This is a genomic window from Actibacterium atlanticum, from assembly GCF_000671395.1.
Classification (GTDB): Bacteria; Pseudomonadota; Alphaproteobacteria; order Rhodobacterales; family Rhodobacteraceae; genus Actibacterium_D; species Actibacterium_D atlanticum.
This window is the reverse complement of the sequence record NZ_AQQY01000005.1, coordinates 1-13023: the sequence shown is the minus strand read 5'-3', so window position 1 is coordinate 13023 and position 13023 is coordinate 1. Positions and strand designations below refer to the sequence as shown.

At 56.6% G+C, this 13023-nt stretch carries 13 protein-coding genes and 1 tRNA gene; 7 read left to right on the top strand and 7 right to left on the bottom strand.

Annotated features, from left to right (window positions below):
• Positions 1-3: 3 nt before the first annotated feature.
• Both ATO10_RS08650 and ATO10_RS08645 read right to left on the bottom strand, forming a co-directional pair.
• Positions 4-804 carry an SseB family protein gene (locus ATO10_RS08650; RefSeq protein WP_035250526.1) on the bottom strand — a complete coding sequence of 267 codons (801 nt, stop codon included), beginning with the start codon at positions 802-804 and terminating at the stop codon, positions 4-6.
• Positions 797-1402, bottom strand: coding sequence for a uracil-DNA glycosylase family protein (locus ATO10_RS08645; protein WP_035250523.1), 606 nt, complete (start codon positions 1400-1402; stop codon positions 797-799). The genes ATO10_RS08650 and ATO10_RS08645 overlap by 8 nt, the downstream gene beginning before the upstream one ends.
• A gap of 76 nt (positions 1403-1478) precedes the next feature.
• Here ATO10_RS08645 and ATO10_RS08640 point away from each other — a divergent pair, with 76 nt between their 5' ends.
• The 6 genes from ATO10_RS08640 to ATO10_RS08615 all read left to right on the top strand — a co-directional run bounded on the left by ATO10_RS08640 (position 1479) and on the right by ATO10_RS08615 (position 6817).
• The gene (locus ATO10_RS08640; protein ID WP_035250520.1) at positions 1479-1817 is read left to right on the top strand and encodes an ArsR/SmtB family transcription factor; all 339 of its coding nucleotides are present in this window, start codon (positions 1479-1481) and stop codon (positions 1815-1817) included.
• Entirely contained in the window at positions 1810-2856 is a 1047-nt protein-coding gene (locus ATO10_RS08635; RefSeq protein WP_035251006.1) for a permease, read from the top strand. The genes ATO10_RS08640 and ATO10_RS08635 overlap by 8 nt, the downstream gene beginning before the upstream one ends.
• A gap of 70 nt (positions 2857-2926) precedes the next feature.
• Positions 2927-4213 (top strand): Na+/H+ antiporter NhaA, encoded by a 1287-nt coding sequence (locus tag ATO10_RS08630; protein WP_035250518.1) that lies wholly within the window; start codon positions 2927-2929, stop codon positions 4211-4213.
• Positions 4214-4402: 189 nt separating this feature from the next.
• Positions 4403-5062 carry an ABC transporter ATP-binding protein gene (locus ATO10_RS08625; protein WP_035250516.1) on the top strand — a complete coding sequence of 220 codons (660 nt, stop codon included), beginning with the start codon at positions 4403-4405 and terminating at the stop codon, positions 5060-5062.
• Complete coding sequence (locus tag ATO10_RS08620; RefSeq protein ID WP_035250513.1) at positions 5040-6659, top strand: KpsE/RkpR family capsule polysaccharide export protein; 1620 nt, start codon at positions 5040-5042, stop codon at positions 6657-6659. Before ATO10_RS08625 ends, ATO10_RS08620 begins: the two co-directional genes overlap by 23 nt.
• Positions 6660-6742: 83 nt before the next feature.
• A tRNA-Gln gene (locus tag ATO10_RS08615) sits at positions 6743-6817 on the top strand.
• A gap of 120 nt (positions 6818-6937) precedes the next feature.
• On the opposite strand, the gene ATO10_RS08610 is transcribed toward ATO10_RS08615, so the two are convergent.
• From ATO10_RS08610 to ATO10_RS08600, 3 genes are all read right to left on the bottom strand, one after another.
• On the bottom strand, positions 6938-8566 hold the full coding sequence (locus tag ATO10_RS08610; RefSeq protein WP_035250510.1) for an AMP-binding protein: 1629 nt from the start codon (positions 8564-8566) through the stop codon (positions 6938-6940).
• A gap of 118 nt (positions 8567-8684) precedes the next feature.
• Positions 8685-9398, bottom strand: coding sequence for a response regulator transcription factor (locus tag ATO10_RS08605; RefSeq protein WP_035250506.1), 714 nt, complete (start codon positions 9396-9398; stop codon positions 8685-8687).
• The gene (locus tag ATO10_RS08600) at positions 9395-11362 is read right to left on the bottom strand and encodes a PAS-domain containing protein (RefSeq protein ID WP_051598047.1); all 1968 of its coding nucleotides are present in this window, start codon (positions 11360-11362) and stop codon (positions 9395-9397) included. Before ATO10_RS08600 ends, ATO10_RS08605 begins: the two co-directional genes overlap by 4 nt.
• A 172-nt stretch (positions 11363-11534) precedes the next feature.
• Here ATO10_RS08600 and ATO10_RS08595 point away from each other — a divergent pair, with 172 nt between their 5' ends.
• On the top strand, positions 11535-12422 hold the full coding sequence (locus ATO10_RS08595; RefSeq protein ID WP_035250504.1) for a 3-hydroxybutyryl-CoA dehydrogenase: 888 nt from the start codon (positions 11535-11537) through the stop codon (positions 12420-12422).
• Between the two features lie 55 nt (positions 12423-12477).
• Here the strand turns inward: ATO10_RS08595 and ATO10_RS08590 are convergent, their stop codons facing one another.
• Positions 12478-12930, bottom strand: a complete 453-nt coding sequence (locus ATO10_RS08590; RefSeq protein WP_035250501.1) for a MaoC family dehydratase — start codon at positions 12928-12930, stop codon at positions 12478-12480.
• A gap of 15 nt (positions 12931-12945) precedes the next feature.
• Positions 12946-13023 (bottom strand): 4Fe-4S dicluster domain-containing protein (locus ATO10_RS16720; protein WP_155886743.1); only part of this gene is annotated, 78 nt, incomplete at its 5' end.

Sequence of the window (13023 nt, the reverse complement as noted above, 5' to 3'; positions counted from 1 at the left end):
CCGCTATCGCAGTTTGGGCGGCTTTTGCGGATCCATGCCCGGCGCTTTAGGGGCAACAGCCTGTGGTTTGGCCGGTTCAGGGATGTCAAAGCGCAACCCGACACGGGCCAGACTTGCAGCGATGGGGTCAGAGGCAGCAAAGAACGCAACGTCCATCGCGCCTGCTTCGATACCGCTAAAGGTCAGAGCCTCACTGGCGGCTTGGGCCAAGGCCCCTTCTGCGCCGTCTGCAGCGTCGATAAAGGCCAGCATATGGCCGTGCTGGCCGTCCTCGTATTCGACGCCCACCAAATAGACCAAAGGCGCCAGCCCGGCGGCGCTGACCAGTTTGGTGTCTAGTGCGCTCAACAAGGCTTCGGGCACGCCTTGGGGCGCGGATACCTCGACCGGTTTGGCTTCGACTTCATTGGGGGCTTGGGCCAATGTGTTGGCCAGCCAGCTGATCGCCTCGGCAGGCATCAGGATCGACGAAGGGGCAACCGAAAGGTTCACCCCTAGACCGATCTCTTGGTCCTTCAGCATGGTTGCGATCAATCGTCCTGACAAAGCAACGTAAGGCGCGGGTTCGCCGACGAAATCCGCCAGTCGCTCTTCGCGGTCAAAGACCAGAACATAAGACCCGCCTTCGACGCTGAAAACGCGCGGCGTCACGTTGTCGCCGGCGACTTCTTCGGCCAAAAGCAAAAACAGTTCGCTATCGGCCAGACGTTCGAAAAAGCGCAAACGGGCGGCATCATCAGCCGGGGCGGCCTCCATCGCGGCGTGGGCCGTATCCAGCGGCGTCATGTCGGGCGTATCAGTCATTCAAAATCTCCTGCACGTGGAGACGCAGGGCTGGCAGGACCTCTTGCATGAACCACGGATTCTTCTTTAGCCAAGCCGTATTGCGCCACGACGGGTGCGGCAAGGGGAAGACGCGCGGCGCATGATCGCGCCAAGCGGCCACGGTGGCCGTCACCCCGGCCTTTGCCGTCGCTCCCAGAAAGTATTTCTGCGCATAGCCCCCCACCAGCAGCGTCAGTTTTGGCTGCCCCAGAACCGTGCGGATTTGGTCATGCCAAGTGTTGCGGCAAATGGGTGGCGGCGGCAGGTCCGAGCCTTTGGCATCATACCCCGGAAAGCAAAACGCCATGGGCAGCACCGACAACAGATCGCGATCATAGAACTGATCAGCGCTGACCCCCATCCAATCGCGCAGCCGGTCGCCCGAGGCATCAAAGAACGGCTTCCCTTCTTTATAGACCCGGTTCCCCGGTGCCTGCCCCGCAATCAGGATCGGGGCGCCATCGTGCAGCCAAGTTACCGGTCGCGGCCTGTGCGCGGTTGCCGTGGCTGCAAAACGCTCGGCACAAAGCTGGCATTTGCCGATCTCGGCAGTTAGCGCATCAAGGGTCTGGCTCATCGGGCCAATCTAGGTGCGACAGCGGGCGCTGCCAATCATGCTTGACTTATTTTTATATTTCTAGAATTATCGAAATATGAAACACGACTCATGCACCGATCTGTCTTTGGTTCAGGCCGCGTCCAGCTTTGCCGCTTTGGGATCTGAACATCGTTTGTCCGTTCTGCGTTGCCTTGTGCGCGCCGGGCCGAAAGGTTTGCGGATCGGAGAGCTTGGGGCGCGCAGTGGGATCACCGGTTCGACCTTGACCCACCACATGAAAATTCTGGCGCAGGCCGGTCTGGTGACTCAGGAACGGCAGGGCCGTTCGATCATCTGCGCGGCCGCCGCCTATGACGAGATGCAATCGCTGTCAGACTTCCTGCTAAAGGAATGTTGCGCCGACGCCCCGGATGAAAGCCACGATCATGACTGACACCACTCACGGACTACCCCGCCTGTCACAGCTTTGGTCGCGGCTCGACAAGGCCATTCTGGCCATCCTGTTAATCCCGGTTTTATTGCTGATCTTTGATCCGGACCAGACAGTTCCGACATTGAAATTTGCAGGCGGCGCAATTGCACATACCGGGATCTTCATCATCTTCGCCGTGTTGGCTGTGGGCTATTTGAAGGCCACCGGGGCCGAAAACATGTTGGCCAAAGCTTTCGAGGGGCCGCAGCTGAGGATGATCGTGCTGGCCTCCATGGCGGGGGGGCTGTCGCCGTTTTGCTCGTGCGAGGTTATTCCCTTCATCGCAGCGCTTCTGGCCGTCGGGGCGCCTTTGTCGGCGGTGATGGCCTTTTGGCTTTCGTCCCCATTGATGGATCCAGCGATGTTCGCCATCACTGCGGGCACGCTAGGCACAGGGTTTGCCGTGGCCAAAACCGTGTCTGCCGTGGGCATGGGCCTGATGGGCGGGACCATCACCATGATGCTGGCGCGCAGCGCCCTGTTTGAAAATCCGCTCAAGCAACAAACCAAGACATCTTGCTGCAGTTCCAGCTGCGGCTCTGACGACCCGTTTTCGGGCCAAACCGTCTGGAAATTCTGGCCCCACGCTGATCGCCGCGAGGTATTCCGCGACACCGTGATTGAAAACGCCTTCTTCCTTGGGAAATGGCTGCTGCTGGCTTACATGCTCGAAGCCCTGATGTTGCATTATGTTCCGGCCGAGTTGATCGCGACCGTTGTCGGCGGTGAAGGCCTCCGTCCGATTGTTCTGGGCGCGTTGGTTGGGGCGCCCGCCTATTTGAACGGCTATGCCGCAGTGCCGCTGGTCGATAGCCTGCTGCAGCAGGGCATGAACAACGGCGCAGCCATGTCCTTTGTTCTGGCGGGCGGGGTCAGCTGTATACCAGCCGCAGTTGCGGTTTGGGCACTGGTCAAACCCCGCGTTTTCGCGGCCTATCTTGGCATTGCCTTTATCGGGTCTGTGTTAGCTGGTTTGGCGTGGAACCTTGTCGCAGGGTAACTAGCTCTTGTTGCGCGCTATCAGCTCATGTTTTAACTGAGTCCTGAACAGGCCTCAGGGGGAAACGCACATGTATCGCGTGTGGAACTTCGTTACGAACTATTCGCTATTGTTGATCTTCGGGGCGGTGATCGCGCTGATCTGGGCGAATACCAATCCGCATTCCTATCACGAGTTCGTCGACTTCGTGATCGCGGACCATTTCTTTATCGGTCACGCCCATGTCGATGAGCATGGACACGTGCACCGCACGCTTACGCTGCACTACCTTGTGAACGACGTTCTGATGGCCTTTTTCTTTGCCATCGCCGCCAAAGAAGTCTGGGAGGCCGTGATCCTCAAGAACGGCTCGTTGCGTGGCAAAAAGGCGGCGACCCCGCTGATCGCCACGGCGGGCGGGATGATTGGCCCGATCGCGGTTTATCTGGGTCTGGCCGCGTTTCTTGGCTCGGACACCTTTGATGCTGTTTCGCGTGGCTGGGCCATTCCCACCGCGACAGACATCGCGTTCTCGTATCTGGTGGGGCGTCTGGTCTTTGGGGCGGGCCACCCTGCGGTACGCTTCCTGCTGCTGCTGGCCATCGCAGATGACGCGGCAGGCCTGATCATTCTGGCGGTTTTCTATCCGGATCCGAACCTGCCGTTGGCCCCCGGTTGGCTGGGCCTGTCCTTTGGTGCTTCGCTCACGGCCTACGTGGTGTTCAACTGGCTTCCGCGGCGTATGGATCGGGGCAATCAAGCGCGCCCGAAATCTACCTGGGTGCGCAAGAACCTGTCGTTCTGGCCCTATCTGATCGCTGGCGCCATCGGCTGGTATGGCTTCCAAGAGGCAGGCATTCACCCTGCTCTTGGCCTGCTGCCTATCGTGCCCGCCCTGCCCCACGCTGACCGGGCTTTCGGTATCTTCGCCGAAGCCGAGTCCCACCTGAAGGATCTGCTCAACCACTGTGAGCACCTTCTGGCCCACCCGGTTGAGGTCATTCTGTTCTTCTTTGGCCTGCTCAACGCAGGGGTGGAATTTTCGTCGATCGGATCGCCGACATGGCTGGTTCTGGCCGGTCTGTTGATCGGCAAGCCACTTGGAATCTACATATTCGGTGCGATTGGGGCCCATGCCATGGGCTTTGGCCTTCCTGCGGGCATGCGCACGATTGACCTGATCGTGATCGGCTTTGTCGCGGCAATTGGCTTTACCGTGTCGCTTTTCGTAGCAACGGTGGCCTTTGACAGCTCGACCATGCTGGGGGACATTCGTGTACAGGATGCTGCCAAGATGGGGGCGCTACTGAGCTTTGCTGCGGCGATTGTCTCGGTCATTGCGGGCAAGCTGCTGAGGGTGGAAAAACAGACCCTGTGAGTGGGTTTTACGCTTAGGTGCCGCCCGGTTTGGGCGGCACCAGACATATTTCCGCCACATTCAGGCGGATTTAAGGTTTTATTACCCCTTGCATCGGACATAATACCGCCCAATTACCGGGGTATTGTCCATGTTACGGCAACTGCGCATCTATAATAATTCCGCGCGGGCCACGAGTGGGGCAGCGAGATGATCGAGTTCATCAATGTCAGTAAGTCCTTTTGGACAGGAAAGCAGCGCAAGGTGATCCTTGACCGCGTGTCTTTTCGCGTCGAAGTGGGCAAGTCACTGGGCATTCTTGCCCCCAACGGCACCGGGAAAACCACGGTCATCAACATGATGGCCGGGCTGGAAAAACCGGACGAAGGCAAAATCATTCGCACCAGCCGGATTTCTTTCCCTCTGGGCTTTATGGGCGGTGTCGTGAACCGGCACACCGGCAAGGAAAATGCTCGCTATATCGCGCGCCTTTACGGGCTGGATCCCGACTATGTCGAAGCTTTCACCCGCTGGATGTGCGGAATTGAGGAGTATTTCGACATGCCTGTTGGCACCTATAGCCAAGGCATGCGTGCACGATTGAATTTCTCGTTGATGCTGGCGATGGATTTCGACATCTATCTGATTGACGAAGGCATGCCGACCACCACCGACGTCGCGTTCAACCGCAAAGCCGGGCAGGTTTTGCGTGAACGTTTGCAAAAGGCTACCGTGGTAATCGTATCGCATCAGGCATCTACGCTTGAAAAGTTCGCAAAATCGGCCGCCGTTTTGGTTGACGGCCAATTTCACATGTTTGAAACGCTGGAAGAGGCGAAAAGGCTCTATGACTACGAAACCCAGAGCTAAAAAGTTCCGTATCCGCCGCAGCGGACCCTTGGGCAATGGCCGCCCTGCCACGGCTGCCGCCGACCAATCGGCGCACCCGGTTGAAGACGGCTTTGACCCGAAGCCCGCCCATGCTGCGACGCCGGATGCGGATCAGGCGCGCGCGCAGATGGCGGCGCAAAATCAGCCCGCGATGGACATCACCGAAATCCGCAAAGAAGGCCTGACCGGTCGGCAGCTGCGCATGGCACGCCGCATTGCACAAAAGCACGGTTTGGCACCAACTTCTGACTTTGACGCGGTGCGCCTGTTGCGCAAAAACGGGATAGATCCGTTCCAGCGGGCCAATATGCTAGAGCTTGTCACGGATACCAGTGGACAACCGAAAGTGTCCCAGCAACCGCAGCTACCGCAAACAGTTCCCTCTCCCGGACAGAACCTGCCAACCACCGAGCTGCGCCAACCGGATTCCCCCGTGAACCAGGTGCTCGAAATTCAGCGCGACATCGCTCGTCGTCGCCGCCGTAAGCTGGTGTTGATGATCTCGCGTCTTGTGATGTTTGTTTTGCTGCCGACAATCATCGCTGGATATTACTTCTTCGCGATCGCCACGCCGATGTACGCGACAAAGTCCGAATTCACCATTCAACAGGCTGAAAGTCAGGGCAGCAGTGGCCTGGGTGGATTGTTCTCGGGGACCGGTATCGCGACCAGCCAGGATTCGACGCAAGTTCAGGGCTATCTTCAATCGCGCGACGCGATGTTGCGCCTAGATCAGGACTTAGGGTTCATCCCGCATTTCAGCCAACCTCATATCGACGCCATTCAGCGGCTGGAAGATGGGGCATCGCGCGAAGATGCCTATAAAATCTATAAGAACAACGTCAAAATCAGCTATGACCCGACCGAGGGTGTCTTGAAAATGGAAGTTGTCGCGGCTGACCCCGGGACATCTGCTGCCTTCTCCGAAGCGCTGATCTCTTATGCAGAAGCACGGGTCGACAGTCTGACACAACGCTTGCGCGAAGATCAGATGTCCGGTGCGCGATCTAGCTATGAAGATGCAGAGCGCAAAGTCGAAGATGCACAAAATCGCGTTCTTGAGTTGCAGGAACAACTGGGTGTTCTGGACCCTGTGACAGAAACCAGCGCCCTGATGGGGCAAATCAACAGCTTTGAAATTCAGCTGCGTGAGAAACGTCTGCAGTTGCAACAGCTCATGGACAACGCCCGCCCCAATCAGGCCCGCGTTGATGGCGTAAAGGGCGATATCAGCCGCCTAGAGGCACTGGTCTCGGAATTGCGATCCTCCATGACAGAGAGCACATCTGGCACCGACTCGCTTGCGCGGGTCTCGGCCGAGCTGCGCATTGCCGAGGCTGATTTGGCCAACCGCCAGCTCTTGCTGCAACAAGCCCTGCAACAGCTAGAGACAGCGCGAATCGAAGCCAATCGTCAGGTGCGTTACCTGTCGGTCAGCGTAAAACCTGTGGCCCCGGATGAACCCACCTATCCGCGCGCCTTTGAAAATACGATGCTGACGCTACTGATTCTCAGCGGGATCTACCTGATGATCTCGATGACAGCCTCGATCCTGAGGGAGCAAATCTCGGCCTGATCAATCGGGCGCGCTTTGGGCAACTTTTTTGCTATTAAGGGCTTGAAGCGCGCCCCAGTCTGGCGTAATCAACGCGCCACTGTTGGGGTGTAGCCAAGTGGTAAGGCAGCTGTTTTTGGTACAGTGTATCGTAGGTTCGAATCCTACCACCCCAGCCAATGATCCTCCCCCACTGAAGCCTCTTTGAAACGCCTGTCAGTCCTGCAATCTAAGATGGGCGCTGTCGAGGCTCTAGATAGTTCAAGCTGGTGCTTCGTGCCCTTGGAGTAAAACTTTATTCAGAGCTTTTTGGCGCGCGCGCGCAAACGGTATTTCAGGACTTTGCCAGTGGCCGTTTTTGGTATGTCACCAAATACAACCCGAATTGGGATTTCAACCTCAGAGCGTTGTTCTTTGTAAAACCCTTCGATGCTCTTGGCGGGGGTTCGGGACCCGGGTTTCAGCGTGACAAAACCACAGGGGATTTCGCCCCATTCCGGGTCGGGGCATGACACCACTGCGGCTTCAAGAACGTCGGGATGGCGATAAAGCACGCCCTCTATCTCGATAGATGACAAATATTGCCCCTTAACGCTGATGACATCGGTCTCGCGGTCTTTGATCTCGACATAGCCGTCAGGATGGCGCACCCCAAGATCACCGGTAGCAAACCAGCCATTCTGAAAGCTTGCCCGGTTTGCAGCTTCGTTGTTCAGATAGCCAAGCATGACATTGTTGCCTTGTAGCATAACCTGACCAATGCTGCGCCCATCTGAGGGTGTCGGTGTAACGCCATCAGTTTTGACAATGCCAACGCGGCGCGTCGCTATGTTGCCCACCCCTTGGCGCGCCTTAAGTCCGGCCCGCTCGTTCTTGGGCAGCCTATCCCAATCGGTGTGCCACAAGTTGATCATTGCCGGGCCATAGACCTCGGTCAGGCCATAGACATGGGTAACAGAGATGTTCAGCTGCTCGACCTGGCGAATAATTTCAGCCGGGGGAGGCGCACCTGCAACCATGGCGTGGACCGGTTCTTCAAGGCGCGTGGGCCTGTGTGCACAGTTCAATAAAGCCACAAGCAAGGCAGGTGAGCCGCAAAAGTGTGTTACGCCTTTTGCCTGAAGCGCCTCACAGATCGTTTGCTCATCGTTTTGTCGCAAACATATGTTCACCCCAAAATTTGCAGCGATTGTCCATGGAAAGCACCAGCCGTTGCAGTGAAACATCGGAAGCGTCCAAAGATAGACACTGTGGCGCGGCATCTGCCAGTCCACCAGATGGGCCATCGCATTAAGATAGGCTCCGCGATGGCTGTAGACGCACCCCTTAGGATTACCTGTGGTGCCCGAAGTGTAGTTGATTGAGATCGGGGTAAGCTCATCGCCTATGTATTCGGGCTGTATCCCGCCTTCGCCAGCGCTCAGCACATCGTCATAGGTCATCGAGCCCATGGGGGAGGCCGCCTCGTAGTACGGATCCTCGATATCTACCACCAGCGCAATTTCCCGCGGGCACAGTGCCAGTGCTTGTTGAACAACTGGCGTGAATTGTGGATCGACAATCAAAGCACGCGTTTGGCTGTGATCCAGGATATAGGCCATGGTTTCGGGATCGAGTGTGTTGTTGATCGTATTCAACACCGCCCCACACATCGGCACGCCAAAGTGGCATTCATAGAGCTCGGGGATATTGGGTGCGACAACCGACACCACGTCGCCTGGCTGCACCCCAAGCGCGGTCAATCCTCGCGCCAATGCGGTTGCGCGCGCCTCTGTCTCGCGCCAGTTGCGCTGCAAATCATTGTAAATCACCGCTGGCGCATCGGGGAATACCTGCGCGGCCCGCGTCAGGAATGCAATTGGTGTCAGTGCCGCGAAGTTTGCGACGCCAGAGGACGGCAGTTCAACGCGATCTTTTGGGTCGGTCATCTTTGCATCCCGATCCGAAAAACCATGTCTGAACCCTCCAATTCGACGTGTGATTTGCGCGATGCTAACCGACATGGGTCGATTTCACATCCGTTTTTTTCACGTCATGAGAGGAATGTTAAACCCACTCGACTTTGGCAGAAAAGACATAGCCAGCACCGTAAACCGTTCGCACAAGCCTGGGATCTTTGGGATCATCACCAAGTCTTTTGCGCAACCTTGAGATGCGGGCATCGACGCTTCGGTCCAGGGGTTCTTCGTCGCTGGAATGGATATGGTCCATCAACTGACCGCGGCTCAGAACGCGCCCTGCCGATTTCAACAGGACTTCCAACAAACGTGTTTCGGCGGCGCCAAGATCCACGGCCGCGCCCGAAGCATGGATCAGGGTGCAGCTTTGCAGATCAGCGGTCCAGTCATCGAACTGCGCGACACGCTGAGGCCCGGCTGCGGCTTGGTCGCCTGACAGCCGGATGCGCCGCAGAACAGCCCGCACACGAGCGACCAGTTCGCGTGGTTCAAACGGTTTGGTGATATAGTCGTCGGCCCCCACCTCGAGCCCAATAATCCGGTCCGTCACTGCGCTTTTGCCCGTGACAACAATGGCCGGCACGCCGCTTTTGTGCAGATTTTCAGTGATTACACTAAGGCCATCGCCATCCGGGAGTGTCAAATCAACCAGGCAAAGATCGGGTGCCTTGCGTTTGAATTGATTCAGGAAGCTACCCTTGCGTTGGAACACTTCAACCAAAAACCCCTCGGCCTTGAGCGTGCGTTGAACGACGTTGGAGATATCTACGTCATCCTCAAGGATATAGACCAATGGCTTCAAGACGCATCCCCGGCACGCTTGGCCAAACCCGACGAGACACCTGAAAGCGCATCTGCCAATTCAGCATTTGAGAAAGGTTTGCGCAGCAGCTGCGCGGTGTTCTCGCGGAAAGTCATCTGCGCGATTTCTTCTTGGTTCCCGCTCATAAGAACGACCCGCATGTTGGGGTGGGTACAGCGCACCTCATTGGCAAGATCGATCCCGTTCAGCTTGCCGGGCATGATCACGTCCGTCAGCACGGCTGAGATGTCTTCAACAAGCTCTAAAAGATCCAGTGCGGTGCTGGCGCTGTCGGCTTCCAAGGTGGCAAAACCGATATCCGTCAGCTGGCGCATCACCACACGCCGCACATCGCGATCATCCTCGACCAGCAGAACAAGGGGGCGGTTTTTGCGCGCCTTAAGTTTGCGATAGGGCTCGTGACCAAATGCTTGGTGCTCCACCTTGTCCTGCGTCGTTGGCAGCATCATTGTAAACACACTGCCTTGGCCAAGTTCGCTATCTACCCAGATCGTTCCGTTGGACTGTCGCACAAAGCTGTAAACCATCGCCAAACCCAGCCCCGAGCCGCCTACGTCGGCCTTGGTGGTGTGAAAGGGTTCAAATACTTGCTCGGTTTGCGACACCGACATTCCCACACCTGTATCGGCCAGCGTGATTTTCACGTACTCGCCCTGGGTCAGACGGTAGAGGGTCGCCTCATCATCTGAAAGCTCATACAGGTTTGTCGACAAGGTGATGGTGCCTGAACCAGAGATCGCATCGCGTGCGTTCACGACAAGATTCAGGATAGCGGTTTCCAGTTCGGACGCGTCAACACTGACGCAAGCCTCTGGCGCGTTCAACTGGACATTCAGGTCAATGTTTTCAGGGATCGAACTGCGCAACAAGTCAACCAGGTCAGACAGGCTTTCGTCCGCCGCTGCTGTCTGAGGGTTGATCGGTTTTTGTCGTGCCAGATTGATCAGGCGCGCTGTCAGGCTAGACCCGCGTCGAGCCGCGGATATTGCCGGAACCAGATACTCATCCAGCAGCTCCGGGTCCTGAATGCGATCAGTCAAAGGAACAAGATTGCCAAGGATGATGGTGAGAAGATTGTTGAAATCATGAGAAATCCCGCTCGACATCCGGCCAAGTGCGTCCATCTTCTGCGAGCTTAGCAGAGCCGTGGTCGCCGCCTTGTTTCGGGTAACATCGACGCTCAGGATGTAGAAACTGGACTCGTCTCCTTTTTCGCCGCGTTCGGGCCGCAAGTACGTCCGTACATCGCGGATTCGGTCCTTCGGCATCCGGACCTTCATTTCAAAGTCCACGATTTTGCCACGCCGGGCACGCTCAAAAAATTTCTTCGACTCGGCAAAGGTCTGCGGGTGCAGAACCTGTTCGCAGTTCAATCCGGCGATACTGTCAGGTGTGTGCCCATAGGCGCGGGCAAAGCGACGGTTTGCGAACAGAAAGTTCATTCTACCGTCGACATGCGCAATGCCGGCTGGCACCTCGTCGGCGATCAACTGAAGGCGCGCTTCGCTGTTTGCCAACTCACGCGTGCGCGCCAACGCTTCGCGCTCAAGCTCCTGCTCACGCTTCTTTTGGAGCGTGATGTCGGTATAAATCGAGACGAAACCGCCATTCGGCATCGGTGATCCGCTGACCTCGATCACGGTGCCATCAGGACGCTCGCGATGCAGGCGGTGCTTTTCAAACCGTTTTGCCAGCTCGACGCGTTCGGCCACCAAGGTTTCGACGTCCCCATCCCCATATTCGCCGATGGTTGCGTTATGCCGGATGAACGATTCGAAGGTCGCCCCTTCAAAGGCAAGGTGATGCGGGAACTCCAACAGCTCCAGAAAGCGGTCGTTCCAAAATACAAGCCTGAGGTCTTGGTCAAATATCGAGACACCCTGATTGATCAGCTCAAACACGTCCCAGGCTTTGACGACATCTTTTTTGAGTTTCAGTGACACGATTGGCTCTCAACCCATGTTTGGCATCCTTTTTAACATAAGTTTCCGTCGGGGTTTCAACAATTGAGGCGTCGTCACAATTCAGTACATTTCGCACAAAATCCAATCGCGTCCATCTGCCACTTCTTGACCGAGCACACCTCTTTACCTGCTCGAATTTGGAAGGTTCAGAATGATTAATCACCACGATATCAACTCCGTTGCTGTGATTGGCGCAGGTCAGATGGGAGCAGGCATCGCTCAGGTTTTCGCCCAATCGGGATTGCAAGTGCTGCTAAGCGATGTATCCGATGCAGCAGCGCGCCGCGGCGTTGAAAACATTCAAAACGGGCTGGAACGGCTTGTCGCCAAGGGTAAAATCTCATCTGATCGGGCCCGGTCTATTGTCACACGTATCTCCCCGCAGACAGAGTTGGCCTCACTTGGGAAGGCGCAGCTGATCATTGAAGCCGCAACCGAGAACGAAGCGACCAAAGTAAAGATTTTCCGAGCTTTGACGCCGCACCTGGGGCCGGACACCATCGTGGCAAGCAACACCTCGTCTATTTCGATCACCCGACTGGCGACATCAACCGATCGACCTGAAAGATTTCTGGGGGTGCATTTCATGAACCCCGTTCCGGTCATGAAACTGGTTGAGCTGATCCGTGGCATTGCAACGGACGATGCAGTCTTCAACACCGTCAAAAACCTGATGGGACAGATCGGCAAAACCGCCACTGTTGCCGAGGACTACCCGGCTTTCATCGTCAATCGAATTCTGATCCCGATGATCAATGAAGCCGTTTACACGCTCTATGAAGGGGTCGGTTCCATCGCGTCCATTGATGCGTCCATGAAGCTTGGGGCCAATCATCCTATGGGTCCGTTTGAATTGGCGGATTTCATTGGGCTGGACACCTGTCTTGCCATTATGAATGTGCTCAACAACGGCCTGCATGATCCAAAGTACCGCCCTTGTCCGCTGCTGCAAAAGTATGTGGATGCTGGATGGCTTGGCCGCAAAGTAGGGCGCGGGTTTTATGACTATCGCCAGACCCCACCAATGCCCAGCCGATAGGAGAAAGGTCGACTTACAGTTCTGTCCCTAACCTCAGTACGTGGGGTGCGCGTTTCTAGGGGCGTGCCGCTGTTGCGCGACGGGCTCTCGATGTCGTGCGGATCAGCGCTTCGCCCTCGACAACATTGCGCCCCTCAACCGAACAGATCGTTTCAAGCAGCACCCGGCTTTTCTCGGTGTTGACGTCGGTGATCCGTACAACCGCCTGAACTGTATCGCCGGGGCGCACGGGCCCCACGAAATTCATACGCTGCGACATGTAGATCGAGCCGGGTCCCGGAAGACGATTGGCGATCGCTGCCGAAATGGTGCTTGCGGTCAGAAACCCGTGGGCGATACGCCCTTTGAAGGGCGTCGTTTGGGCGAATTCCTCGTTAATATGTATCGCGTTGTTATCGCCCGATGCTCCGGCAAACAGGATGATATCCGCCTCGGTGATTGTCTTGGAGAAGCTGGCCTCCATTCCCACATGAAGGTCCTCGATGTCATAGCCATTCATCTCGTTCATCTTGTTGTCCCCCGGTTACATATTTGGGTAATTCGGCCCCTCGCCGCCCTGCGGGGTGACCCAGTTGATGTTCTGGCTGGGGTCTTTGATGTC

Bases quoted from the DNA above. Each gene is read 5' to 3' on its own strand.
- ATO10_RS08650 (WP_035250526.1), bottom strand. From the start codon at position 804: ATGACTGATACGCCCGACATGACGCCGCTGGATACGGCCCACGCCGCG.
- ATO10_RS08630 (WP_035250518.1), top strand. From the start codon at position 2,927: ATGTATCGCGTGTGGAACTTCGTTACGAACTATTCGCTATTGTTGATC.
- ATO10_RS08635 (WP_035251006.1), top strand. From the start codon at position 1,810: ATGACTGACACCACTCACGGACTACCCCGCCTGTCACAGCTTTGGTCG.
- ATO10_RS08620 (WP_035250513.1), top strand. From the start codon at position 5,040: ATGACTACGAAACCCAGAGCTAAAAAGTTCCGTATCCGCCGCAGCGGA.
- ATO10_RS08645 (WP_035250523.1), bottom strand. From the start codon at position 1,402: ATGAGCCAGACCCTTGATGCGCTAACTGCCGAGATCGGCAAATGCCAG.
- ATO10_RS08640 (WP_035250520.1), top strand. From the start codon at position 1,479: ATGAAACACGACTCATGCACCGATCTGTCTTTGGTTCAGGCCGCGTCC.
- ATO10_RS08590 (WP_035250501.1), bottom strand. From the start codon at position 12,930: ATGAACGAGATGAATGGCTATGACATCGAGGACCTTCATGTGGGAATG.
- ATO10_RS08625 (WP_035250516.1), top strand. From the start codon at position 4,403: ATGATCGAGTTCATCAATGTCAGTAAGTCCTTTTGGACAGGAAAGCAG.
- ATO10_RS08610 (WP_035250510.1), bottom strand. From the start codon at position 8,566: ATGACCGACCCAAAAGATCGCGTTGAACTGCCGTCCTCTGGCGTCGCA.
- ATO10_RS08595 (WP_035250504.1), top strand. From the start codon at position 11,535: ATGATTAATCACCACGATATCAACTCCGTTGCTGTGATTGGCGCAGGT.